At 45.8% G+C, this 26243-nt stretch carries 19 protein-coding genes and 1 pseudogene; 5 read left to right on the top strand and 15 right to left on the bottom strand.

Annotation, left to right across the window (positions count from 1 at the left end; genetic code table 11):
• Positions 1–166: 166 nt before the first annotated feature.
• The 8 genes and pseudogenes from QUA03_RS04950 to QUA03_RS04915 form a co-directional block, all read right to left on the bottom strand.
• Positions 167–823 carry a pentapeptide repeat-containing protein gene (locus QUA03_RS04950; RefSeq protein WP_333210199.1) on the bottom strand — a complete coding sequence of 219 codons (657 nt, stop codon included), beginning with the start codon at positions 821–823 and terminating at the stop codon, positions 167–169.
• 161 nt (positions 824–984) lie between these two features.
• The gene (locus tag QUA03_RS04945; RefSeq protein ID WP_333210205.1) at positions 985–2634 is read right to left on the bottom strand and encodes an ABC transporter substrate-binding protein; all 1650 of its coding nucleotides are present in this window, start codon (positions 2632–2634) and stop codon (positions 985–987) included.
• A gap of 164 nt (positions 2635–2798) precedes the next feature.
• Positions 2799–7631 (bottom strand): PAS domain S-box protein, encoded by a 4833-nt coding sequence (locus QUA03_RS04940; protein WP_333210198.1) that lies wholly within the window; start codon positions 7629–7631, stop codon positions 2799–2801.
• A 130-nt stretch (positions 7632–7761) separates the two neighbouring features.
• Positions 7762–7860, bottom strand: a pseudogene (locus tag QUA03_RS04935) (helix-turn-helix domain-containing protein); the annotation flags it as partial.
• Positions 7861–8413: 553 nt separating this feature from the next.
• Entirely contained in the window at positions 8414–9889 is a 1476-nt protein-coding gene (locus QUA03_RS04930; RefSeq protein ID WP_333210196.1) for an adenylate/guanylate cyclase domain-containing protein, read from the bottom strand.
• 70 nt (positions 9890–9959) lie between these two features.
• Positions 9960–10304 carry a slr1659 superfamily regulator gene (locus QUA03_RS04925; RefSeq protein WP_333210203.1) on the bottom strand — a complete coding sequence of 115 codons (345 nt, stop codon included), beginning with the start codon at positions 10302–10304 and terminating at the stop codon, positions 9960–9962.
• 46 nt (positions 10305–10350) lie between these two features.
• Positions 10351–10929, bottom strand: a complete 579-nt coding sequence (locus QUA03_RS04920; protein WP_333210195.1) for a DUF6272 family protein — start codon at positions 10927–10929, stop codon at positions 10351–10353.
• A gap of 77 nt (positions 10930–11006) precedes the next feature.
• Positions 11007–12980, bottom strand: coding sequence for a SpoIIE family protein phosphatase (locus QUA03_RS04915; RefSeq protein ID WP_333210193.1), 1974 nt, complete (start codon positions 12978–12980; stop codon positions 11007–11009).
• Positions 12981–13512: 532 nt separating this feature from the next.
• Here QUA03_RS04915 and QUA03_RS04910 point away from each other — a divergent pair.
• On the top strand, positions 13513–14097 hold the full coding sequence (locus tag QUA03_RS04910) for a hypothetical protein (RefSeq protein ID WP_333210191.1): 585 nt from the start codon (positions 13513–13515) through the stop codon (positions 14095–14097).
• Between the two features lie 186 nt (positions 14098–14283).
• Here the strand turns inward: QUA03_RS04910 and mnmA are convergent, their stop codons facing one another.
• Positions 14284–15375 (bottom strand): tRNA 2-thiouridine(34) synthase MnmA, encoded by a 1092-nt coding sequence (mnmA, locus tag QUA03_RS04905; RefSeq protein WP_333210190.1) that lies wholly within the window; start codon positions 15373–15375, stop codon positions 14284–14286.
• Between the two features lie 115 nt (positions 15376–15490).
• Between mnmA and QUA03_RS04900 the strand changes: the two genes are divergently transcribed.
• Both QUA03_RS04900 and QUA03_RS04895 read left to right on the top strand, forming a co-directional pair.
• Entirely contained in the window at positions 15491–17143 is a 1653-nt protein-coding gene (locus tag QUA03_RS04900; RefSeq protein ID WP_333210188.1) for an NAD(P)H-hydrate dehydratase, read from the top strand.
• 268 nt (positions 17144–17411) lie between these two features.
• Entirely contained in the window at positions 17412–17942 is a 531-nt protein-coding gene (locus QUA03_RS04895; RefSeq protein ID WP_333210187.1) for a peptidoglycan-binding protein, read from the top strand.
• Positions 17943–18428: 486 nt separating this feature from the next.
• Here the strand turns inward: QUA03_RS04895 and QUA03_RS04890 are convergent, their stop codons facing one another.
• The 4 genes from QUA03_RS04890 to QUA03_RS04875 all read right to left on the bottom strand — a co-directional run bounded on the left by QUA03_RS04890 (position 18429) and on the right by QUA03_RS04875 (position 22633).
• The gene (locus QUA03_RS04890; protein ID WP_333210201.1) at positions 18429–18902 is read right to left on the bottom strand and encodes a TerB family tellurite resistance protein; all 474 of its coding nucleotides are present in this window, start codon (positions 18900–18902) and stop codon (positions 18429–18431) included.
• A gap of 107 nt (positions 18903–19009) precedes the next feature.
• Positions 19010–20935 carry a M61 family metallopeptidase gene (locus QUA03_RS04885; RefSeq protein ID WP_333210186.1) on the bottom strand — a complete coding sequence of 642 codons (1926 nt, stop codon included), beginning with the start codon at positions 20933–20935 and terminating at the stop codon, positions 19010–19012.
• The gene (locus QUA03_RS04880; protein WP_333083071.1) at positions 20932–21612 is read right to left on the bottom strand and encodes a Crp/Fnr family transcriptional regulator; all 681 of its coding nucleotides are present in this window, start codon (positions 21610–21612) and stop codon (positions 20932–20934) included. The genes QUA03_RS04885 and QUA03_RS04880 overlap by 4 nt, the downstream gene beginning before the upstream one ends.
• 160 nt (positions 21613–21772) lie before the next feature.
• On the bottom strand, positions 21773–22633 hold the full coding sequence (locus QUA03_RS04875) for an inositol monophosphatase family protein (RefSeq protein WP_333210185.1): 861 nt from the start codon (positions 22631–22633) through the stop codon (positions 21773–21775).
• A gap of 204 nt (positions 22634–22837) precedes the next feature.
• On the opposite strand from QUA03_RS04875, the gene QUA03_RS04870 reads away from it, so the two are divergent.
• Positions 22838–23125: a glycosyltransferase gene (locus tag QUA03_RS04870; protein ID WP_333210183.1), complete on the top strand. Its 288-nt coding sequence runs from the start codon at positions 22838–22840 to the stop codon at positions 23123–23125.
• Positions 23126–23506: 381 nt separating this feature from the next.
• Here QUA03_RS04870 and QUA03_RS04865 read toward each other — a convergent pair whose 3' ends face one another.
• Complete coding sequence (locus tag QUA03_RS04865; RefSeq protein WP_333210181.1) at positions 23507–25435, bottom strand: alpha-amylase family glycosyl hydrolase; 1929 nt, start codon at positions 25433–25435, stop codon at positions 23507–23509.
• Positions 25436–25632: 197 nt separating this feature from the next.
• Between QUA03_RS04865 and QUA03_RS04860 the strand changes: the two genes are divergently transcribed.
• Complete coding sequence (locus QUA03_RS04860) at positions 25633–25845, top strand: hypothetical protein (protein WP_333210179.1); 213 nt, start codon at positions 25633–25635, stop codon at positions 25843–25845.
• On the opposite strand, the gene QUA03_RS04855 is transcribed toward QUA03_RS04860, so the two are convergent.
• Positions 25842–26216 carry a PD-(D/E)XK nuclease family transposase gene (locus QUA03_RS04855; RefSeq protein ID WP_333210177.1) on the bottom strand — a complete coding sequence of 125 codons (375 nt, stop codon included), beginning with the start codon at positions 26214–26216 and terminating at the stop codon, positions 25842–25844. The genes QUA03_RS04860 and QUA03_RS04855 overlap by 4 nt on opposite strands.
• Positions 26217–26243 lie beyond the last annotated feature (27 nt).

Below are 26243 nucleotides of genomic sequence, written 5' to 3'. Positions count from 1 at the left end.
TTTCGGCTCTTTTTCCCTCTGCCTCATTGTAGTTTTTTTTCCATGATTATGGGATGTTTGGTTTCACCCTTTTTTAATTCGCCAACAGTCTCTTTCAGAATAGCCCCTACATTATTATATTAACTTTGTTAAGCACCAGAATTTGATATAGCAATTGGCGATCGTCCTACGGCAAAGAAGCGTTTTTCAAATCTACATTTGCCATATTGGCATTCTTTAAATTAGCACCTGTCAAGTCCGAACCGTTCAAATTTGCACCGTTCAAATTTGCATTGGTCAAATTTGCATCTCGCAAGTTGACTCCCTGTACGTCTATTCCAGCCAAACTGCCACCTCTGAGGCTGACATTAGCTAAATTCGCTACAGACTGGCGAGCATTTTTCAGGTTTGCACCCGCCAAATTGGCGCTTTCTAAATTAGCGCCGATTAAATTAGCGCTGGTGAGGTTGGTATTTTTCAAAGTGGCAATCACTAAACCCGCCAGACTCAGATTAGCGCGAGTCAAATCAGCACCCTCCAAATTAGCCCCGTGCATTTTAGCCCCAATTAAACTCGCACCTTGCAATTTAGCTTGTTTTAGATTTGCTTCGTTCAGTTTGGCTTCGTCCAAATTTGCACCATTCAAATTTGCACCTCTGAGATTCGCACCGCTCAAATCTGCCCCGCTCAGATCAATACCAGCAAGCTGCGCTCCTGTCAAGTCACATTGGCTACATTTTTTAGTTTCTAATAATTGTTTGACTTGTGATACGTTTTCGGCCTTTACTCCCGATGCACAACCCATCACAATTAGCAGCCCTGTTGTTAAAATTCTCAGTTTCATATACTCACCCTCAGCAATATCTCTCTTTTAATAATATCCCACATCATTAAAGAGGTTAGGGTGATCAGTCTCTTTGATAAACTGTGACAATCATCACCCTATTGTGCACAAACTATGCAATAATTATTGACGTTTCAACTCCTCGAAATTCTTGTAAAGAATTATTGCTTTTTCAGGAACCAAAAAGGAAAAGATTGCGTCGGTTCGAGACGGACGCCGGTAATGCTGTTCTGAGCAAAAGTATAGTCCTTATCTTGCCAAAGAGGGATGAAAGGTACATCTTGACCCAGTATGTCTTGAATTTCGCCAAATAGGGCTTTGCGGGTTTCAGGGTTTGTTTCTTTGCGCTCCTTGTCGATCAGTTGATTTACCCGATCGCTATAATAAAACGAACCCTGACTTTGACTTTGACCCTTGGAGCAGCCCCCCGCCTCGGAACCTGTCGCACAATCTAAAAACGGGTGGATGTAATTGTCAGCGTCAAAAAAGTCGGCGGACCAATCCACTAAAACCGCAGGATAAATTCCCTTCTCTATGTTTTGAAACAAAGTCGGAGATTCCACGCTGTTAATTTCTACCTTCATTATCCCGTCCATTTTGAGTTTAGCTTGCGCCTCCATCATGCTCACCACTAAAGCTCGTTTTGTAGAAGCCGAAGCATACCAAATTGGCAGAACGAAAGGATTGGTGGCAGAGTATCCCGCTTTCGTTAAAAGTTCCTTAGCCTTTGTCGTGTTGGCATCACCGTAAAGTTCTTTAAAAACTGGTTTTTGAACGTCAAAGTTTGTGGGAATCAGACTGTAAAGCGGTTGTGCTTGTCCCCGCAGTACGCGCTCGTTAATCACCGGGCGATCCATCACTGCTGCGATAGCCTGTCTGACTTCTAACTTGTCCAGCGGTTTAGACTTGGTATTCAGCGTTATGTAATTAACCGTACTGCTTTCCCCCGCGATTTCCTGCCATTTCCCTTTTTTTGCTCCCTCGTCCAAGCTTTGAACTTGGTCTGCATCCAGAGACAAATAAGCCACATCAACGGCACCAGTCTGAAAAGTATTGAACAAATTTGACGAACTAGAAAGCAGCAAAATGTCAATTCCTTGATTAACCGGCTTTTCCCCCCAATACTTTTCAAACACGTCAAACTTGAGAGAATCGCTGCCGTACTTGGCCAGCTTGTAACGTCCAGTTCCCACAAACGTATCGGGTTTAAATTTACCCTGTCCAATCTCGTATGCTTTCGGAGAAACAGCACACATACCGGAAAATGTCAACAGGGAAGGAAAAGCAGAAAAAGGCTTTTTGAGTTGAAAAGTTAATTCGTATTCGCCCGTGGCTTTTACCGATTCTACTGCATCGCTCAACAACATAGCCGGACTGCCACCATTTTTGATAAACCGCTGCAAGGAAAATTCCATTGCAGCGGCGTTAAACGGTGTGTCGTCGTGAAAAATAACTCCTTGACGCAAGGGGATTGTATATGTCAATCCGTCTTGGCTAACTTTTGGCATTGCTGTCGCTAAATGCGGGATTAACTTTGTAGTTCCAGACTCGTAGGTGTAGAGAGTGTCGCCCAAATTTCGCAGCAATTGTCCTGATAAGGTTTCGTAACCGTCCGCAGGATCGATCGTCCGCAATTTCAAGGTTGTGCCAATAGTAACGCGGTTATTAGCATTTTCGCCACTCGCAGTCACCGATCGGCGTGATCCCTGTCCACAACTTGCAGTTAACAAGCAGCACAGAAAGAACAGAGCTATCGCTTTAATCACTGAAGGTTTTATATGTATTCTAGGCTGGTGCTTGTTAATTCCCATCGTTTTTTTTGACACTCCAAATTATTGATTATATTATCAGGACTTACGCGCTTTTAAACTAGAAACCGGATTTATTGATAGATTCTCCTGTAATACAAATATCGCTGCCTAACCAGAGCAAGTTAAAAGCTTAGTGATGTTTGATCGGTTTGATATCCTTCGGATCAATCTTTATCGCTTGCTGGGTCATGAGTGTTCTGGCTAAGAAGTGCGGCGATCGTCTTAATTAATTTATCCGGTTCGATCGGCTTTGCCAGATGTCGGTGAAATCCAGCTTGCAAAGCTTGCTGTTGATTAAACTCACCCGCATAGGCAGTCAGGGCGATCGCGGGAATCTGCCCACCCCGTTCTGGCGGCAGGGCTCGCACTTGCCGCAACAGCATATAGCCATCCATCCCCGGCATTCCAATGTCGCTCAACAGGACATCTGGCTGGAAATTAGTCAACGCTGTGACGGCTTCTTGAGGAACAGCAACAGTCACTACCTCTGCACCTGCATCTTCTAGCAAAAAAGAAATCAACTCTCGCATATCCGGCTCATCATCTACCACAAGTATCCGCATCCCGGATAACGGTTCATCCGCAGTCGATCGTTCCGAAAGTCTTGCAAGAGAGTTTTCTTGTCTTACCTTCGGTGATATGGGCAGTCTTACGGTAAAGGTAGCTCCTAACCCTTCACCCAGACTCTCTGCCCCAACGGTGCCGCCGTGCAGTTCCACTAGATGCCGCACGATCGCCAGCCCCAACCCCAAGCCACCAAACTTGCGAGTTGTGGCGCCATCTTTTTGCCGGAAGTAGTCAAACACGTAGGGTAAAAACTCCCGTGCGATGCCAATCCCTGTATCCGCCACCGTAATTTGAGCCTGATTGCCAACACGAGTCAAATTCACCTCAACACGCCCCCCGGCTGAAGTAAATTTGACCGCATTGGAAACAAGATTCCAGACAATCTGCTGCAAACGGCCCGAATCCCCCAAAATTTGTCCGATCTGAAGATCTAACACAGTCCGAATATCAATGGATTTGGCAACAGCAGCCAAATTGACAGTTTCGATCGCCGATTCCACAGTTAAAGCTAAATCGACTGGACGAATATTAAGACTGAGCTTGCCTTGGAGAATTTTCGAGACATCAAGCAAATCTTCAATCAATTCAGTTTGCAGCTTGGCATTGCGTTCGATTGTGGCTAACGCCTGTGCAGTTTTGGCCGCATCCAGCTTGCCAGTTTGCAGCAGCTTTGTCCACCCCAGGATCGGATTGAGGGGCGATCGCAATTCATGGGATAGAACCGCTAAAAACTCATCCTTGATCCGATTTGCCTGTTTTAGCTGTTCCGCTTGCTGCTGCAGTGAATCGTTCAGGTTTGCCCGTTCCAGGGCGATCGCGATTTGGTCACAGATAGAGCCCAGCAGCTCGATTTCAGCAGGCGTGAAGTGCGTCCGAGTCAAACTGGCAAATGAGAGCGTCCCTAATAACCGCCCTTGAGCAATTAACGGTTGACCCACGTAAGCCGTCATGCCCAGTTCAGAGACGGCTTTAGCATTCGGATGAGTAGAGAGTTCGGCTTGATTCAAGACAAGTTGCTGCTGCGTTTGGGCAACCAGTCCACAGAGATATTCCCCTAAATCGATCCATGCGATCGCCTGCGCCCTTTCTTCAGAGATGCCCTCATAGTTTCTCAAATGCAACATCCGGCGGTTGTCTTTTTCTTCCACCATAAAGTTGTAGTAAGAGTGCAGATCGAGTTGCACTGCAAGTTTGCGGAATAGCGTGTCCATCAAAGCCAGAGGCTGTTCTGTCTTCATGAGATCGCGGGTAGTTTCATACAGCAATTGCAGTCGCTCACTTGCTTGCCGTTGTGCGGTTTTGTCCTGCATGATTTTGACAAATCCCTGCAGACAATCCGCTTCATTAAGCAGAGGCATCATCAATCCACTGGCCCAAAAGCGACTCCCATCTTTGCGGACGTGCCAGCGTTCGTCTTCGGCCCGTCCTTGTACTAGAGCCGTTTGCCTCTCGTACTCGGCTTGTCCTTGTTCGTTATCTTCGGGTGTGAAGATCATCCGCATCGGGCAACCAATTGCTTCTGTCTCGGTATAGCCCAACAGCCGTTGTGCCCCTGAGTTCCAACTGGCAATGATGCCGTTAAGGTCGATGGTGAAGATGGCATAATCTTTGGCGCTTTCAAAGATCAGACGGAGGCGGGATTCACTCTCGCGTAGGTCTTCCTCAGCTTGTTTGTGGTCTTCAATATCAACACAGGAGCCGATGTAGCCCAAGAACTCACCGTCCAATCCGTAGCGAGGAACAGCTTCATCCATAACCCAACGGTATATGCCATCACAGCGTTTCAAGCGATAGTCCATCTTGAACGGTTGACGGGCATCAAAGGCAGTCACATACGTGTCTAAACACCGATCGAGGTCGTCGGGGTGGACTCCTTGTGCCCAACCATTGCCCCTTTCTTGCTCGATCGTCCGTCCGGTAAAGTTGAGCCACGGGAGGTTGAAGTAATAACAGAGTTTATCGATGCCCGACATCCAAATCAGCACAGGGGCGGCATCTGCCATCAGCCGGAACCTTGCCTCACTCTCCCGTAGTGTGGCTTCGGCTTGTTTGCGATCGGTGATATCGTTGACCAGTGCTACAAACCCTTCAACTTTTCCCTGGCTATTGAAGCGGGGAACATAGGTCGCATTGATATAACGGGTTCCACCATCTTTGTAGGGAATTTGGCTTTCAAAGGTCACTTCCTGTCCTGCCAAGACTTGCTCAACATAAGGACGAATCCCTTCATAGCCAGTTTCGCCTAAAACCTCTTGGAGGTGCTTGCCATAGATTTCCGCTGCCGGATGTCCAAACCATTCTTCATATGCTCGATTGTTGAAGCGATAGCGCTGGTCTGAGTCTACAAAGGAAATCAAGGCAGGCACTGCATTGGTGACTAAACGAAGTTCTGCTTCTCGTTGTTGCAATACCTCCTCGGCCTGTTTGCGATCGGTGACATTTCGGAAATAAATGGTAATCCCGTTCGCGGCAGGGTAGGTGCGAACGTCATACCACCGATCGTGATCGGGATAAAAAGCCGTGACTGAAAAAGCCACGCGCTCGTTTGCCACGCGCCGATGAACCCGCTCAAACTCGCTGCCATTGAGTCCTGGGAATTCTTCCCAAAAATTCTTCCCAATCAGAGCGCCCGGAGCGCGGTCTAGCAGAATTTCCGCTGACCGATTCACGTAAGTGAAACGCCAATTCTCATCAAGGGAAAAGAATCCATCATCAATACTCTCTAGAATGTTGCGACTCTGCTCTTCGCTTTGACGCAACGCTTCTTCGGCTTGTTTACGATCGCTGATGTCGATTAATACGCCGCGCATCGAAATTCTGACGCCATCAGCGTTGTAGGCGCAATCGCCCTTTGCCAAAATCCAACGAACGGTGCCATCTGCCCACAGCGTCCGATACTCAATTTCAGTATGCGGTTGATTCGCTTTTAGCTCAGTGATCACGGTGTGAACGAATGGGCGATCGTCCTGATGCACGGCTTCTAAAAACACCTGTATCGACATTGCTGTATTGACGGGTAAACCAAACATCGCTTTGGCTATGTCCGTCAAACTCAGCGTGTCTGTTTCCATATCCCAATACCACAAACCCAAATTGCCGCCTTCGGAAGCCAATCGGAGTTGTTCTTCGCTCTCACGCAACGCCTGGAATGATCGATCGCGCTCAAAGACGATGCTGGCAACTTGGGTGCCGAACTCCGCGAGTTTATGTTCCCAATCAGTCGGCATCCGCGCCTCGCTAAAGCACAGCATCAGCGACCCCATAGGTAGATTGTCGTGCCTGAACACGGGCTGAGAATGGCAGGCTAGAATGCCATGAGCCACGCATAAATTTCGCCATGCTTGCGACCAGCGATCGTCGTTGGCAATGTCGGCGCAGGTCACGGGCTGACCGCTATACACTGCTTCGCCACAGGTTCCAATGCACAAATCGTTAATCGGAGCATCTTGGAGTCCTTCACCAAAAGACGCTGGAAAGTCTGGAGTAATTGATCTCTTAAACGTCAGCCGCTGAGCATCCGCTAGCAGGAAGCCCGCGCGGGTACCCGGATTCAGCCTGGATACTGAGTCACACACGGCTGCCAGACAGTCGTCTAGTGGCTGCCCGAAGGCGATCGACTCCAGCAGTCGTGTCTGCTCGATTAGGAGGAGTTCTGCCTGTTTGCGATCGGTAATGTCAGCAAGCAAAACCGTCAGTCCCCGGGGCGAAGGGTAAATGCGATGGTCATGCCAACCTTTCCAAGGTGAGTACAGATAATCAAACTGGAGTGGCGTTTGTTCGCGCATTGCCCGATGAAACTGCACATAAGCATCGGTGTCAACGGCTGCCGGAAATAACTCCCAAACGTTCTGACCCAAAATCGCTGACTGCGGCATTCCAACCATTTCACAGTAGCGATCGTTGGCATAGGTGTAGCGCCAATCGCGATCGAGGATGTAAAACCCATCGTTGATGGTAGAAAGTACCGTTTCTAGTTGTTCTTTTGCCTCAGTCGCCGCAGCTTGTGCTGCTTCGCCGCGCACCTGTTGTTCTACTTCCATTGCCTGCTGTAAATTTTGCAGGGCTGCTTTCGCGTTTTTTATAGCAGTGCGCCACGATTGATTGAGTGAAGCGCTCAATCCTGCAGCGAGCAAAAACATACCAATCCGAAGAATTGTCTCTACATTAACTATCTGTAAGGAATAGAACGGCTCAATAAAAAAATAGTTAATTGCCAGCGTGGATAAAATTGTTGCCAGCAACCCAGGCCCAAAACTGCCATACCAGGAACTCACCATCACCGCGATGAAAAACAGGGGTGTCGTGGTTGGGTAGATCCACGGTAAAAGCGATCGGGTTAGCGCCAGTGCCAGAGCCACGGAGAGGGTGGCCACACCATAGGGAAGTAGTCGAATATCTCTGAAAATGCTGTTGATTCCCTCTACACTCACCCTTTTTACTCCTTATCCGAAAGATATCTTGCTCGCTGTGCCTTACTGCATTCGCCGTTGCATCTAGCGAATCACCTAACTCATCCAGCAATATGTAAATTTGCTTGAGTGGCAAGCGAGAAGTCGTAGCGTGTCCCTTTTTCCAACGATGAATCGTGGAAAAGGTCATCCCTAATTCATCCGCCAACTTTTTCTGAGACAGGTTCAGCGCTGGCCGCCGTTCTCGCACCAAATTACTGATCGCTGGCTGTTCCGCCCTCAGCCGTTCTATTTTGAGAAGCCTCAGAAGTAACAGCTATAAAGCTGTTTATATTTTACACCTTTGACAGATTCCAGAGGTCAGTCATCACTCTCAAGATATATATCAATCTTTACAGGAGTCGTAAATTTTTCACCCACCCCAACTCTCCCCGAACCTGCAGGGAGAAAGTAAGAAATTCACAAGTGATGCGAGGATTGCTATATGAAGTCAATCGATTTTAGATTTTAGATTTTAGATTTTAGAGGCGACCCCACGGATAAATGCGGGGGCTTGAGGATTTTCGATTTTCGATTTTGGATTGATTCCACGGATAAATCACGTGGCGGGTACCACCTTTGAAATTCCTGGTCAATCTTAGGATCGCGAATTAAATAATTTACACTCTTGAAAGTGGGGAGTAGGGGATGGGCACTCTTAGCCCGCCCTTTCTGGACGGGCGGGACGCCCATCCCACAAGAACCATCACGCATTGTAAGTTATTTAATTCTCATTCCTTAAATCTAAAATAGACTAGCTTGCTTTAAATTCCTTTGAGGAGCGATCGCCAATCCCGACAGCGTTTCAGGTAAATGCGAGCTACATGATCGCTTGGATTTGTTCGCAAACACTCTTCAAATAATTTTCCCGCTTCTCGGAAGTCCTTGCGATCGCACAGTAACATAGCTTCATTATACACAGACAAATTTGCTAGCTTTGCCGACAAACTTTCCGGCGGATCTGCATCAAATACCTCATAAACTACCACATATTGAGATTTTCCTTTTACCTGTACTTTATCCACAATTCTAATAGCATAATCGGTGGGATTTCGCAACCGTTCCAAAGTCTGCTGAGAAATTAACAGAGGTACGCCGTAATCTTTGGTCAATCCTTCAATGCGAGATGCTAAATTAACAGCATCGCTAATCACAGTGCTGTCCATTCGGCTTGTACCCCCGACTGTCCCCAGCATCAAAGAACCCGAATTAATGCCAATTCCAATTTGAATCGGGATGTAGCCGACGCCTTGACGGTATTCGTTATAATTTTTCAGGATATTTAGCATTGCAATACCCGCTTTCACTGCATCATCTGCAAAGTCACTAAACAAAGCCATAATTGCATCGCCGATGTATTTGTCAATAAACCCGTTATTGCTAGTAATCGCAGGCTCCATCCGCGAAAGGTAAGCATTGATAAAATTAAAATTTTCTTGGGGATTCATAGTTTCTGAAAGCGTCGTGAAATCGCGAATATCCGAAAAAAGCACCGACATTTCCTGCTGCACTTGGTCGCCTAAATTGACATCTATAATACTTTCATATCCCAACAGATTTAGAAATTGGTGAGGCACAAATCGCCCATAGGCATCAGTTAAGTCTGATTCGGCATCCAGGGATTTTTCCAAGTTTTGATTAAGATCAAATAGTTTCTTAATAAATAAATGGCGATCCGCTTCAGCTTCTTTGCGTTCCGTGACATCTTGAAAAACTGCGATCGCAAAAGCAACTTTGCCACCCTCGTCAAAAATTGGCGTTCCCCAAATCTCAAGGGGAATTTTCTTGTGGGGTTGATGAATTTCCAGATTTTCCGCCGTCGCGTTTTCGCCCCTCAAAGCTCGGACGATCGGCAAATTCTCGAAAGGGTAAATAGTCTCAGTTCCCGCAATATAAATTTGATAAGTTTCGGACAAATCCTCAACAGAATTCAATGGCAAAACTCCTTGACCGAGTAACTGCTCTCCGGCGTGATTTACGTAGTAAGGTTTGCCTTGAGAATCCAGCACGAGCACACCTATGGGAATCGCTTCGAGAAATTGAGCCAGCTTGATTTCGCCTTCGCGCACCGCCTCGAATGCGCGAGATCGCAACTCTGTTTCAACTGTATCGGAATGTTGAGCAGTAGTTTCCAGCAAGATTTCCAGATCCGCTTTTTCCTCCTTCAAGTCTTCCACTTGCTGGCGCAATCTTTCTATCTCTAAAAGTAGCTGTTCTCTAGATGGTTGTTCTTCCAGCATAACTCGAGAATTTGCGCCTTGACTAACAAAAAATTGCTCAACATCTCGCACCCTAAAAGTAATCGTATTTCTAGAGAAATTCCAACTGTAAACCAGGCATCAGGCGCTGGAAATTTCTCAAAGATTTACCGTGCCAACCTATGCTTTGAGAGCCTTGTACCGCCATTTGCACCTTGGCTGTTTTGCGTACATGGATAATAAACTTCGATAGCATATTGATGCCCGAACTGTTCAAAAATTCTAACTGCTCCAAATTCAGGATAATTTTTGTCGGTTCCACGTCGGCAACCTGAGTCAGCAACTGCGCTATCGGCGCGTACTCAGCAGGCCCGCTTAGCCTTAGAGAGCCAATAAAACTCACGGTTGCCGTTGCTGGATCGTAACAGATCTGGTAATCTTCTGTATAAATTTCCATAGCCACAAAAAAAAGTTCCTTCGATATTATCGATCGCTAGCGTTGCTTATACTGTTAATTGCACCATAGTTGTCACCGCAATTACTTCCGGGTCTTTGTGCACGGTCTGGAATTTCCAGCCAAGTTTGGCGGTATAATCGGTGAGCATGGTCAACAAACCCAATCCAGAATTGGTACAGTTGTCGTCAGCAGCATTTTTTTCTAACCGCTGAATGTAAAGTTCGCTTGGCTCGGAGGTCAGCAACTGGTGAATATAAGCCTGAAACTTGTCCACCGCTTGGGGAGAGATGCTGTTAGCAACTGAGAAAATCACTCCGTCGCTCTCTAATTGCAGTTTAATAGCGATCGGGTACTCCGAGGTTTCATCATTAAACTTCATGGCATTTTCCAATAACTCGTTGGCAATGTAGCTAACAGCGCTTTTTATTTCAGCTTGTCTTTCTATTGTCGAGGGTTCATCTTGGTTGCCCGGAAAAAAAGTCGTCAGGTAGTCAGCCAGAAAATCCGCCGACAAACCGTTGTTTCGCCACCGCTGCTTGAGAGGAACCGAACTGGGAGAAAATCCCATTATTAAGTATTCTTGGCTAGCGGGCTGCTCGATGAAATCGCCGAAAATCTGAGTCATATCGCTGTAAGAGCTAAAGTTTGAAATGACGGGGATCACTGAATATATTTTAAACTTTAGGAGGGATATGCAAGTAGTTATTTTTGTTTGAGTACCAGCAATGTGATGTCGTCAAAAACTTTTTGTTCGCCGATGTGCGATCGCACGTCCTTAATTACAGCGTGCCTGATTTCGGCAGCCGAACGCTGCCAATTAATCTCTACTACCTCAATTAACCTCTTTAAACCATAAAGCACTTTATCCATATTTTTAGCTTCCGTAATCCCGTCCGTGTATAGTACAACCACATCTCCTGAACGCAAATGCACAATTTTCTCAGCAACAAATTCATCAATATCTACATCCAGCCCGATCGGGAAACCCAAATCGATTGTATCAAACCGCTCGACAGAACCGTTACACCGCACAACAATCATTTCTTCATGCTGGCCACTCAACTTCAGCATCCCCTCCTCATAGTCTAGCAAAGCAAGGGTGGCATTTTTATCGGATTTCATGCGCTGCACATTATCGTAAATTACACTGTTAATAGCACTTAGAAATCTTACTGGGTCTGGTTCATTGTATGCGAGCAAAGTTCGCACTGCCGTTTGAACCATAATCATTAAAACGCCGCTCTCCAATCCGTGTCCCGTCACATCCCCAATGCCAATTTTCACTCTACCTTTGTGTTGGAGTACGTCGTAATAGTCGCCCCCTACTTCCTCAGCAGCTTCCATAAATCCCGCAATATCTAACCCCACAACTTCATTGAGTTCTAAGTCTTTTGGCAGCAGCATCTGCTGAATCTTGCGAGTAACATCTAGTTCAGCGCTCATTCGCATATTTTCAGCTTTTAGGCGATCGTTGAGAATAGTAATTTCTTGATTTGCACCAACTAAGGCATCGGCAATCTTGTTAAACGCACCCACAACTTGCCCCAGTTCATCTCTGTTATCCAAAATAATTTTGTGGTCTAGATTGCCGCTTGCCATCTTTTTTGCAGCTTCGTCAAGGACAAATACAGTTTGCATAACGCTTCTGTAAAAACTTACAAATAAATAAGTAACTAGGGCTAAGGTTATTAACACAAGAATAGAAATTATGCGTTTTTTGGCAACAAAACTATCAATGCGTTTTTGCAGAAGAAAGTTTAATTCATTGAGAGTTTTGTCCCACAGTTCAAAACTCGAATTCAGAACTAGATCGCTCCCATCGAGATAGGCATAATATTCCACTAAGGCTGTGGGATAAATCAGTTTATCTATTTTCACAGTTAGCTGCTCTACTACGGAGTTAAATTTGGTCAAATCGTCGCTTAATTTCTGTCGCAGATTCCCGTGAGGATTATTACTAAATCCTACCTCCATATTGATGGCTAAATCCTGATTGATTTCTCTCAGTTTGCCTGCCCAAGTAATTAGTTTTGCTCTTTCTTCAGGTGTGGCATCGGAACTCAAGCTGTTTTTGTGAGAAATAAGCCTAATCTCTGACAAGATTTTTTGGATTTCTGGAATTTTCAGCAAAGTAGCATCCATCAAATAATAGGTATCTAGATCGGGGTCTAAAATTAGATTAGAAGTATTGCCGACGTGAGCGCTCAGTCTATTAATCTCTGCAGCTAAGCGTTGATATACCAAATCGTAAGTTTCTAAACTCCACTGGCTGCGACGAAGTTTTAAATTTTGCCAATCTTGATAAATATTATTAAATTTATCACGGGACATTAATATGTTTCCAAGCTGGCTATCTGTATTTGCTAGGGCTTGAAAGTTCTTGTCTATCTTGGCTTCTAAATAGTTTCTGCATTCTGAATTACTTAAATTAGGATTTAAGCTCTGATAATTTAACAGTTGAAGTTTCGGTATGTATTCCCTCAACTGGCGTAGCGGGCGCAGGTATTGATTACCGTAGATTTCTTTTTGAGAAAAATCAACCCTGCTGTTAATTTCGGAAATCAGCAGGTACATGACCAAGGTTAAGGGTATTGCAAATAGAAAACCGATCAGGAGAAATTTTTTAGGATAACTCAGCCGATTCATTAAATGGATTCCCAGGGATTTTCTGTTCATAATCGAGAGATTTCAAAAATATTGTACAAAAAAAGTAGCGTTTGCTACTAAAGTATTTTCGGGGACGATTGCTCTAGAAAACCACACTGCTAATACAATTAATCAGCGATAGCTGATTTAATTTCTAATGCATTTTCGTCCTGTTGCAGCAAATTTTGCGGCATCCCTGTGATATCCTTGGCTCAGCTCGCCTCCCACAGTCTAAAACACGTTTAGCAGTTTTGGAACGCAGAATAGTAATTTGTACTGAGAGTTGGGGGCAGGATTAGAGGCTTTTAAGAATATTTACTTAAGCATAAATTTTTCTTAATACCCTGAGACAAAAAGTAAAAATTAAGTAATAACTGGGTAGTGCAAGTTTCCTGAAACACAACTGCAGGCGGCGAGTAGAAAATACTTGCGCCGCACGCACCAGCAGTCAAGTGGGTTCTGCACAAAGGAACCAATAGCACCAGCAATAGTGTCTAAATAAGTATCTGCAGTTGAGTGTTCAGGAGCGATCGCGCATTGTGTAAAGTGAGGCAGAGGGCGTATGATGAAAAGAATCTCCAAAAATAAACTTCAAAAAAATAAACACCGAGACCAAAAGCAGCCCAATCCTGTAATCTTGGCTTTGGTGCTGACAGGAATTCTGGTATGGGAAATGTATCCGGCGCTAAGACACACCGCTGCGGCTAACGCGGGCGCCCTCAAAGATTCCCTTGCCCAGTTGGAAAGGCAACAGCAGCAAACCGCGCAGCAATTTTCCTCAGCCGCGGTGCCCCAAACAATCAGCTATTCGGTATTGGCACTTAATACACTCACTTCCGAACCGGGGAATTTCGCCGAGGGTACGCGCAAAAATCCCCCGAAGCAATTGCCCGCAACCGTAGCAGAAGCAGTTCGCCGAGAGTTGTCGGGCTCCACTGGCATTGCTGCTGACAAGTTGAAAATAACGGAATCAAGCGGACAAAGTTGGCCGAATACTTGTTTAGGACTCTCGAAAGCGGATGAAATTTGCGGTCAAATGATTGTCGAAGGTTGGCGGGTTGTGGTTTCTGATGGTAGGCAAACTTGGGTTTACCGCACTAATGCTAGGGGAAATATCTTGCGTTTGGAAAAAAAGTTAGTTAAGTAAATGTACCCCTGGGAAATGAAATATAAGTTTCCTTTTGGAACAGGCAAGATGCCTGTTCCACAAAGAGTGAATTTTCTTGTGGGAAGTTTCTTGTGGGCTTATGGGAATAGGCAGGATGCCTGTTCCCATAAGAGTGAATTTTCTTGCGGGAAGTTTCTTGTGAGGTGGGTACGTCTACCCCTGATATCAATTTGGGAGTTGGTTTCTTTCTATGATGCCGCCGCCCAACAGCACATCGCCGTCATACCAAACAGCCGCTTGTCCGGGGGTAATGCTCAACTGCGGTTCGTCAAAAATCAACTTAACTCTTATACCGCCAGCTTTTTCCTCTTCTTGAGAGGATTCCACTGGAATAATTGTAGTCGGGACGGGTTGCGATCGATATCGAATCTGTACCTGAACCCGAATCGGAGCCGTCGGTGCAGCCACAGAAACCCAATTCACTTTCTGGACTGTACATTCAGATTCTACCGCCAACTGTCGATCGCCCACAATTACCCGATTGCCAGCAGCATCAAGTTCAATCACGTATAGCGGTTCCGGTGCAGCAATCCCTAGTCCCTTCCGCTGACCGATTGTGTAGTGATGCACGCCGTCATGCTGCCCGAGTACCCGTCCTGACTTGTCCACAATGTCACCCTTTTGCGGCGCAATGTACTTATCCAGAAAAGCCCGCATCGAACCGTTACTTTCCACCAAGCACAAATCCTGACTTTCCGGCTTATCAGCAGTTGTCAAGCCAAATTCCGCCGCAATTCTGCGAGTTTCTGTCTTGGTAATTCCCCCCAAAGGAAATTCCGTACCCGCCAACAAATCCTGTGTTAGATCGTACAAGAAATAAGACTGATCTTTCGCAGGGTCGATCGCCCGCAGCAACTGATAGCGACCTGTAGCAGCATCGTAAGTAATCCGAGCGTAGTGGCCTGTAGCGATTTTTTCAATTCCGAGTTCTTCGCGAGCAAACTTAAGCATTGGCCCGAACTTCACAGTTTTATTGCACTGCGAACAAGGCAGAGGTGTAACTCCTGCACTGTAACCCTCCACCAAATAATCGACAATACTTGCCTGAAAAACATCGCGGCTGTCAACAATGTGGTGGGGAACGCCCAAATCTTCGCAAATTTTAGCTGCATCGACCATTCCCTCAGAGCAGCACTGACCTTTGCCCTTCATCAACCACAGCGTTAAACCCACCACTTCATATCCCTGATGGTGTAAAATTGCGGCTGCTGCGGAACTATCGACCCCGCCGGAGAGGCCTACAACAATCTTGTTCATGATTCTGAGAGAAATTGCTATTTTACTGTGAGTTAGTTCGATCGAGCTAATTTATTATACCACAAGTATACTACAACTTGCCACTGCTGCTGTTAGCTGAAATTTTAGCACTAATATGACTATTCAAAAATTTGTTGTCACCGCCGACCAAATGCGGCAAATAGAAACCAGAATCTTTGCTGCTGGAATGCCAGTCGCAGCTTTAATGGAAAAAGTCGCGGGACTGATTGCCCTACGCATTCAGGAGCTTTTGAAAGTCGAAGGAAGTTCGGCAACTAGCAGTGTACGGGATTTAACGGATAGAAGAAAAAGGGAAGAAGGGAAAAATCTTGTTAATTCTCAATTGCCAGTTATCGGCGTATTGGTTGGGCCCGGACACAACGGCGGCGATGCTTTGGTTGTGGCCCGTGAATTGCATTTTCAAGGTTTCCAAGTAGTTATTTACTGCCCGTTTTCTAAACTAAAAGAACTAACAAAAAATCACGCTGATTATGCCCGTTCTTTAAATATTTCATTTCTTGACAAAATTGAAAATCTAAAAAACTGCACTTTGCTCGTAGATGGTTTATTTGGCTTTGGATTAGAACGAGAAATTAATAACGCTACCGCAGCAGCTATTGACGAAATAAATAATTTAAACATACCCATTTTAAGTATAGACATTCCATCGGGAATTCATACAGATACCGGAGAAGTTTTGGGGACGGCAATCCGGGCAAAACATACATTATGTTTGGGTTTGTGGAAAATGGCATTTCTGCAAGATAGAGCGTTAGAATATATAGGGAGTTCCGAATTAATTGATTTTGATATTTCCGCAGCAGATATTGCAGCAATATTGGGTGAAACGCCAGCGATACAACGCATTACACAAGCCTCGGCAACTCAGCATTTGCCGTTACCCCGATCGCTAATTTCGCACAAATACACCAACGGTCACTTACTAATTATTGCAGGTTCCCGCCGCTACAGCGGAGCCGCAATTTTGGCAGCATTAGGAGCAAGAGCAAGCGGCATCGGAATGCTGTCAATTGCTGTTCCTGAGTCGATTAAACCGATGTTGAGCAGCCAGTTGCCAGAGGCATTAGTTATAGGATGTCCCGAAACCCAAAGCGGTGCAATTAGCGAGTTGCCAGTAGCAATTGATTTGGGAACTTATGATGCGATCGCTGCAGGGCCAGGTCTGACATTGGAAGCGGCAATCGCTGTAGAATCTGTAATGGAGAGCGATCGACCTCTGGTTTTAGATGCTGACGGTTTAAATATCCTCGCTCAACTCGGCACAGTCCCGATTTTGTCGGAACGTTCAGCACTGACAATTATCACGCCTCACCCTGGCGAATTCAAGCGTTTATTTCCCGACTTAGCCGACGAAAGCGGCGATGATCGAATTGCTGCAACTCAAGCAGCAGCTCAGCTTTGCGGCGCAACGATATTGCTCAAGGGAGCGAGAGTTTGCATAAGTTGGAAGGATGAGGACGATTCCCTACCGGATAGCTACGCTTCACGTAGCATCACCTACCTCAATCCCGAAAGCACCCCAGCCCTCGCCAGAGGCGGCAGTGGCGACGTTCTCACAGGCTTGTTAGGGGGACTATTAGCAACTGCGATCGCCCGCAAATCCCCCCCCCAATCAGTTGCAGCAACAGCAGCTTGGTGGCACGCTCAAGCCGGAATCCTGGCTGCCAAAGAACGGACGGAATTAGGAGTAGATGCCTTTACTTTGACACAGTATTTAATTCCAGCTTTGCGAGAGTTTGCGGAGTAAACAATCAACAGTAATGGGTAGGGTGCGTACCCCGCATCTTTGTATTTGGTAGGGTGTACACCGTGCACCTTACCCCTTGGTTTGTAGTGACGACAGAAGTCCTCATAAAAATATTGCAACTTGCATTCCTGACGACCTACCCACGGGTAACTCAAACGAGTGACACTCACATGAGTGACACTCCAAAAAGTGACTGTGCATTCACAAATCCCACCAGTTATACCTGAAATATCAAAACCAAAACTTAAATGTTGAGAGGAACCACGTTATGTACACCGAAGAAAGAAGCTTGAACAATGAAACTATGGCTCTTGTCGCCGATACTACTGCTCAATCAAGTCTGGCATTTGCTGAAACCACTGGAGTAAACAAACCCACTTTACAAATGGGTTCAACAGGTCAAGCTGTCAAGGAATTACAACAGCTTCTATATCATTGGGCATATTATTTCGGGCCGATTGACGGTATTTTCGGCGTCCAAGTTCAAAACGCCGTCAAAGGTTATCAACACCGCGTCTTTTTAATTGAAGATGGGATTGTCGGTTCCCTGACTTGGCAAGCACTATACTCTGGTGCACCTGTGAATATGCCGACCCTCATGAAGGGCAGTTCTGGCAATGCTGTTAAAATTGTTCAGAATGTCTTGAAAATCAATGGATACTATTTCGGCTTCATTGACGGATTATTCGGGCCGATGACAGATGTAGCAGTGCGACAATTGCAAATTAGCGTGGCTTTACCCCAAGATGGTATTGTCGGCTACAGAACTTGGCACGCCCTCAGCAAGTTACCGCACTAATGACTGGTTGGATTCACTTTATGTGATGACAAAAAATCGGTAGCTCAATTAGGGATTTAGGCTTTGCCTAAGTCCCTAATTATCGTTAAGGGTAAGGCAGCGCGCGGGAAGGGCGATCGCAAATTCTGTTACCGTTCCCGGCGATGAAAAATATGCTCAACTTCCCCGTGTTTTTTTGTTACTATATCGTAGGAAATTGGGACTCACAAGCCGGTTTATTTCCCTTGAGCTTTATTTATATAGCAAAACCATTTGATTTGTAAACAATCGATTCAATGATCACAAGTGTTTCAGGTGGTTCTACATTCACGACTCAAATAGACTTGCTATAAATAGTTTCACTCATAAAAATATGAGTGCGATACTTACCTAAAAAGACTTAGGCATAGGAGGCTTATTCCCGGTTTCTACGAAAAATTCCAGGTTGAGTAACGAGAAATCTAGGAATCAACCGGGTTTTTAAGCCAAGCGCGCGCAAGTCACTAACTAGCCTTTGATGAACTTTTCTAATTTGTGAGCCATCTTCTCGACAATTCCCTCTGAAGTATCTGCAGCCGATGATTCAGCTTCAATACGCTTGACCACATCCTCTGAAAGATTCAGCAACGTGACTAATTTGTGATAAGCTGCGGCTTCTTCAGCGTTAATTTTTGGTTCATCGGGAGTGCGAGAACTAGAAGAAATCACTTCATAGCCGAGTTGCAGGACTAATTCCCTTTCATCTTGAGTTTCTAGTTGACCGATCAACTCATCAAGGGGAATATTTTGCATGATGTAATCCCGCAGTTCTTGTTGCATTTGTTGTCCGTCGGTATCTGGGGCAAACAAACGACAAAAGCGATCAAGCATTAAATTAACTTCTTCGGTAGCGAGTTCGCCGTCTGCCCATGCCATAGAAGCAACAATTCTCAGCAGATTCATCTGGCGGGGCGTAATTGATGGAGGAGGTGGGGTTTGCATAATCAAAATTGGTAATTGGGAATTGGGAATTGGGAATTGGGAATTGGGAATTGGGAGTTCAGCTTGATTCCTTCTAGTTTTTTCTTTCCGGTTCCCCTTCATTTATGTCACAATTTTGATAGAGGAACTCCCAGCCATCCAGTAAAGTTTTGTTTCTGAATAGTAGTGGGCTTGTCCACAGGCACGATCGAGTAACGGCCAGGCAGGGGCGGCGCGAGAGTCACACGACGAGTCCGCAGTTCGTCTTGGTGAAAAACTGTCACCTCTATTGTGTCCCCCGGCTGATAATCTTTAAGCCTCTCGCCTGCTTGTTCTGAATTTACCCGAAAACCTTCGATCGCCAGCAACTCGTCCCCAGCGTCAATTCCCGCCAATTGTGCCGGAGATCCTACTTCGACAAATTTAACCATTTCCCGTCCGTTTTCCGTTCCCAACGTCCAACCGATGCGAGGGTTTCGGTCAGTTTCATCTACCGAAATTTGCAGCCCGAAAGGTTCCAGATACTTGTTGTAAGGCAACTCTTCTGTGCCGTCTATATAGCGCGCAAAAAAGTCGCTCAAATCGATGCCGGCGACGGACTCGATCGCACTTTGCAACTCTTCGGGAGTAAAGCCTATTTCTGCGGGCAGCGAAGCAGAATTTAACTTTCCGTTTGATGTCAAATGCGCCGACTTGCCGTCTGTTTCCGACTTCAGGTCAAAATCGCCATTTTCAGCCGAATTAGCCTTGCCAAACTGCTGCCACATTAAACGCATCACATCGTCCAGAGATCGCTCATTGCCGTGTCTGGCTCGAATCAACAAATCGAGCAAAAATGAAACTACTTCCCCTTTCAAATAATAGGAAATCTGTGAATTGTCGCTGTTAGAATCCCGGCGATAAAGTTTAATCCAAGCATCCCAGCTCGACTCACTCAGAGGCTGCACGTTCCGCCCCGGAGTCGTCTGCAAGCGAGTAATTTCCTTAGCCATACCTTGGAAAAAACCTTTGATGCTGTAGAGACCCGCTCGAAAAGGAATCACCAAATCGTAATAACTGGTAGTGCCTTCAGAGAACCATAAAGAAGGAGTATAATTCTCTTTTTCGTAGTCAAATACTTCCAGAGCTTTCGGTCGAATGCGCTTGACATTCCACAGGTGAAAAAACTCGTGAGCCACCAACTGAATAAAGCGTTCATACTTTTCCTTAGCCCGAAAACCGAAACGCGGATAGTTGAGAGTGCAACTCTCCTTGTGTTCCAAACCGCCAAAACCTGAACTGGACAAATGCAGGAAAAACACATAGCGTTCGTAAGGTAAACCGCCGAACATTTTTGCCTCGACTTCGATCACTTTTTGGATGTCTCGAATCGCCCGTTCCGGTTCTAAATTGCCTTTTCCCCAAACAACTAGCTGGTGGGGTTTTCCCATCACTTCAAACTCGTACACTTCGTGATAGCCAATCTCAAAAGGACTGTCTACTAGAGTGTCAAAATCCACAGCAGCGAAAGTAAGATTTTGGCCAGAAACAGGTGGCAAAGTAGTAACGGTGCGCCATTGGGGCTGCGGTGGCACAACCTTCACCGTGTAGCAGTTGCGCTCAAAACCGGGCAAGAAAAAGCACAAAGCCGCCGGATTGAAATAACCGTGAGTCGAGTCTAAATGATTGGTTCGCACTGTCAGTTCGTTGGCAAAAATGCGGTAGAAAACCGTGACATCTGACACCAAATTTGTCTCAATTTGCCAGTGATTTTTACTGAGCTTGCGCCAAGGTAAAGCACGCGCGGCGTAGCTATTTGGTAGGGAATCGCCCGCCTGGGAGCTAAAATCTTGCAGGTGGCGGGCGTACTCTCGAACCAAGTAAGAACCGGGAGTCCAGACAGGCATTTTTAAATCCAGAACCGGCTCCGACCAACCTTGCACGCGCAAAGTTACTTCAAAGAGATGGGATTCAGGATTGGGCATCGCCACCGAATATTGAATTGTCGGTGCTGTTAATTGCACCTGACGGTGGCCGGCAGCGGACGAGGTATCCTCATAAGTAACATCAGTCATTGACTTGCCAAATTAATCAAGTGCTTGAGGTTGATCAAATGGATAGTTTCGCGGTCTGGATCGATTTTGATCCAACCTTTACTATCGAGTTTTTCCATAATTTTGCTGGTTTCATCTAGGGTGATATCTGTGACATCAGCTAAGTCTTCATAAGGAATATTGAAGATATCTTTGCCCTCAGCAGTTTTCTGACCGTAGTTTTCTGCCAGCTCGACTAAAGTATTTGCTAGTTTAACCGCTGGCTGGCGGTTTCGGAGTTGATAGCGGAGATTGGTTTGGCGGAGTCGCCGTACCATCAGTTGCAGCATCCGGTGGTGCAATTGCGGATCTTTAAACAGGGTTTGGATAAATCGCTGAGCTGTGACGCTGAGCAGCCGCACGGGCGATAGAGCAAGCACGTCATTCGATCGGGGAGATTCGTCCAGAATGGCCATTTCGCCGAAGAAGGCACCTCGTCCTAAAATAGCCATTGATACAGCTCGATCGTCTGAAAGGCGCCGGACTTTGACCCAGCCGGACACGACAAAGTAAATCGCGTTGCCCCAAGAATCCTCCATCACCACAGCTCGGCCCGGGGGATACTCGTGCTTGACGGCATTTGATAGCAGCCCTCCCAAGGTTTCTGGGTTAGCACCCTTAAATAGAGGGAATAGCTCACTGAAAGCTTCTGTCTTCATGCAAACTCGCGGAGGTGGGAAATATGATTAGGCGACACCCAACAGCTAGGGAACGATCGATGTTTGGGAACACAAACAATCCGTTGCTCCTTTAATTGATGATAAGGGTGCAGAGGCTCGGTTCACGTAAAATTGGTAGATTCTTTAATCTTAAACGGGTTTACAAGCCTGCCACTGCTTGTTGAACTTTGCCCAACAGAGGTTCTATGTATTCCGGCCAGCCGATCGCGATTGACTGGGTGTGGGCCAGAGTCTCCGGCTCGATCGCATCTTTAGTCCACCTCAGCGGTTGACCTTGCAAGTCGCAACAAACCAATCCGGCTGCTTTTGCTAAAGCCAGAGGGCCGACGGTATCCCACACTTTAACTCTGCCATTGAGATACAGATACAAACCAGCTCGACCGAAGATAACTTCCATCACTTTTAAGCCAAAGCTGCCCAGCGAGTAAAATTCTGCTCCGGGGATGCTTTGGGCGATCGCCCTGGCGTAGTTTTTCTGGTCTTTGTCTCCGAGAATAATTTTACAATTTTCCGCTGTCAGAGCCGGGGGTTTGCATAGCGAGATCGGCTGCGGCGCTTGGGTTCCCACAGTTTGGAACAATCCCCAATCTTTGCCGCCAAAATACATTTGGTCAAAAGCCGGGGCGTAGAGCCAGCCGGCCACAGGTTCGTCCTCAAGCAGCAGCCCCACCATCGAAGCGTAGTGTAGTTTTCCCCGAATAAATTCTTCTGTCCCGTCCAGGGGATCGATGCACCAGAGGCGCTGGTAATTAGCCCCGTAAGCTGCTCTGGAGGAGCTGTTTTCCTCGGTGATCCAGCCGTCTTCAGGAAACAAAGCGCTAAATGCTGCCGATAGTTGTCGGTCTAGGTATTGATCGATACTCGTCACGTAGTCGTTGGGCCCTTTCTCTGAAACTTCAAAAGGTTCGGCTGCTAGCTTGTAAGCTTCTTGACCGCTCTCGCGCAGGGTGTAGCGAATTTTTTTGTCTTGCTCTGGAGAAATATACATGAGGTTAAACATAAATTTTTTAGCTAACTTCAGCATAAAAGCTTAAGTCCTTGGAATCGATGGAATCGATCGGCCTGTGTCACTGTTTTTGATTCGTACAGGATTTGCGTGCGGGTGTCGATCAACCCGGTTTCCTAAACATCAGCACCGTTTGCGGTAAAAATTAGCGGTTTTTCTAAAGATACTAAGGCTTTATCGCAAGCTTTCCCCGATACTATGCCAGAAAATATGTCCCGCAAGTTCTACGAATGGCCGGATTTAGTGCAGCTTTACCGCGATGCAGACGTAATTGCAGTTTGTTTGGTAGACAATAAATATGCTGCTGGAGTGCAGGTTTTGCTGGAAGCCATGGCCTGCAAGCGGCCGGTCGTCATTACTCGGACTCAAGGTATCGTCGATTATTTAGCGGCCCCGCATATTGCCAAAGTCGTAGATGTGGGAGAGGCAGCAGGTTTGCGCGAGGCGATCGTCCGTCCATTTGCTAAAAAATCCTCAAGAAGCTGAATCTCAAGTGCAGCGGGGCTACGAAATGGTTGTGAACCAGCATAGCAGCGAACTTTATATCGATGTTTTGGTCGAGAAATTGCGATCGCTTTAATAAAAATGTATGGTGCGCCGAGGCGCACCATACATCACGCCCGGAGGATGCACAATGCACACCTTACTGATATAGATAAAAAGCCCAACTATTTATTACCTAAATCATATTTAAAAAATAATAAATTATGAGTTGCAGTTCCTAATTAAATCTCACAGCAGTTACTTACCTACTAAATAAACCGGGTTTTAAAAAGATAATCGAAAGCCTTAAGGAATTACTTTCGTTTATCAAACCCGGTGTCTGTGCCTAAAACGGTTTCACTCAAAACTGAGAAATCAAAACTATTAAGACTCCCGTCCACTCGCCCACTTATCCCGCCATTTCACAGTCCCTTCCGAAACTAAAACCCAGCGGCGGCAAACCAGATTTTCTCGCAGCGGCGACAGTCCTTCCCGTAGCAGCGCATACTTATAAGAAATTAACTTCCCGGCACTTTCATTAAAAGGAATTTCCCCGAACCAAGTATTAGTATTGATATACTCCAACGGGAAACCCTTACTAATATCCCAATTCCCCAGTTCAGGACAATCTCCAATCACCACAATTCTTTCCCCAGGCTGAGTTCTAACGCTGTTAAGCTGCGCCCGCACAATAGTTTTCGCCTTAACTCGCTCGCCGACGCGGCTAAAAATCATTACTTCCTGCGAACCCAACTCAAGGTTGTACAGCATCCCATCTTTAACTTCAAACTTGCGGCGCGATAAAACCTCCGTATGCTCTCCATCAGGCAGCTCAGTATCAACCTCTTCAATTGTTGTAACAGAACTGCCACGATTCATCGCTACAAACACCACGGAATCGCGATAGCGGCGCACGTAACAATAAACATCAGGAGTTAGATATTTTTGCCACTGACTCCCCATCGAAATAGCTGGATTCAGCCGCCGCAATCCAGACAGCAACCGCACATCTCGGTAAATCGGCGCATCAGTATTCCACTTTTCCATCATGGGGCGGTTGTAGGGGTCATTTCCCCCATCTGTATCATCGTGCAGATACTGTTCAGTGCCGTAATAAATGCAGGGAATACCGCGAGTCGTCATAATTAAACATATCGCCAAATGCAGCATTTCTGGATCTGGATTCAACGACTGAAACCTGGGCATATCGTGGTTGTCAATAAAAGTAATCAACTCCGTCGCCCCGTAGTAGCGGTGATCCAAATTCAGGACATCTTGGACTAACTTAAATCCCGCGCCCGCACCCTTCCCCAATACTTCTCGAATTGCCACGCACAGACCAAAATCTAAAATAGTCATCCCTGACTCGTTGGCAAATTCCACAGAACGATCGTTTCTCGGGTCGCTGTAAATCCATTCGCCAAAAATGAAAACATCAGGTCTATGTGTTAAAATGTCAGCATTAAATTCCTGCCAAAACCAAATAGGCATATGCTTGACTGTATCAACCCGCAAAGCATCAACACCTCTGTCCAGCCATTGTTTAATTGCTGATTTAATGTAATTCCGGTAGGCAATATTGTTTTCATTGAAAGTTGCTAAACCAGACAGTTCGCAGTTTTGAACTTGCCATTCATCTTCCCAGTTTGTGACTTCGCCATAGTGGTGATACCAGTCATCGTCATCGTCGTTAAAGTCAGCTATTTTTACGCCGTCGTCATAGAGTTCACCTTTTTTACCACTAAAATCTGGGTTGCTGTGATTGCAGACAATATCGAGCACGAGTTTCATGTTTCGCTGGTGCAACTCGTATACTAATTTGTCAAATACGGTATCTTTAGTTTCTTGTGTTTGATTGATAGAAGGATTGTCGCTTGTGGCAATGAAGCGGGGATTTAGTCGCTTGAAATCTTTAGTCCAGTAGCCGTGAATTGCAGCTTGTTCGACAAATAATGCTTCAACCTGCTCGAACAGTGGAGTCAGCCAAACTGCGGTAACTCCCATATCTTTTAAGTAGTCTAGTTTGTCGATAACTCCCTGCAAGTCGCCGCCCCAATATTTGCCCCAATCTTTCCCTTCTGGATCGTAAAGTTCTGGGTTGGGGCCTTCGTTATTTGCGGGGTCGCCGTCGTAAAAGCGATCGACTACAATGAAATAAATTGTTTCTTGTCGGAATTCAATGTCTCTGGTGTAGAGGAATTCTAAATCGATTTCGCTTTCTGGCTTAACTTCTTCTACCAGAGACTCAATTTTTTCTTCTGATTCGCTAACTTCGTATTGAGAGGAAGTTTGATTGGGAGTGACTGGTGTCATGAGATGTATTTTTTTATATTGTAAGATTGGTCAGTTATTCGGAACTGGAGTCGGAGATAGCTTTCCCCTCTGACTGACTTTTACAGCATCATACGGAATTTACTGGTTTAATGAAATCTTCCTTTAGACGGAGGGCAGACTCATCCTTGAGCATTAAGTGGATGAGAGTTAATATTTAGCGTAATTCTCAATCCAAGATGCAAAGCCTCAAAAACCTACGCTACCAGGCTGATCCTGGTAACGAGAAAAGGTACACTACTTGTGCGATCGTACTTTTTCCCTTCCTTCCATTCCTCCCGCAAGTTTTGGATATCTTCAACGCTCAAACCAGTAGTTTGACTAATGGTTTGATTGTCAAGGACATTGAGAAGTTACCTAGCAATTTCCAGAGCCTTTTCTCTCATTCCTAGCGCGAGTCCTTCTTCTCTGTCTTCTGCGATGCCTTGTTCTCTGGCTTGTGCAATTCGTTTTTCAATTCCCCTGAGCAAGACACCCAACCCTGCTGATCGACAATAAACATTTCGCGTTCTTCTAAATCTGCCAACTCCTCTGGATTCAAATTAGTTTCATTAGCAATCGCAAAGGCTTGCTGTATTTCCGATACTGTTTCCATTGTTGACGGCACTATTTCCAAGCTGGGAGCATTTTTCATAAAATAAATCCACTTGTCAGTCAAAGTTTCTAACTCATCCAATTGTTTATTGAATTTTGGCAATGCGATAAATATTAGTTCAATCTCTGGCTCGACATAATCAAATAAACGCTTTTGCTCCTTAAACACAAAACTAGAGATTACTTATTGGTCATT

The sequence above is a fragment of the Microcoleus sp. S36b_A4 genome (assembly GCF_036700645.1).
Classification (GTDB): Bacteria; Cyanobacteriota; Cyanobacteriia; order Cyanobacteriales; family Microcoleaceae; genus Microcoleus.
The sequence above is the reverse complement of the archived record's forward strand: the minus strand, read 5'-3'. Positions and strand labels throughout refer to the sequence as shown.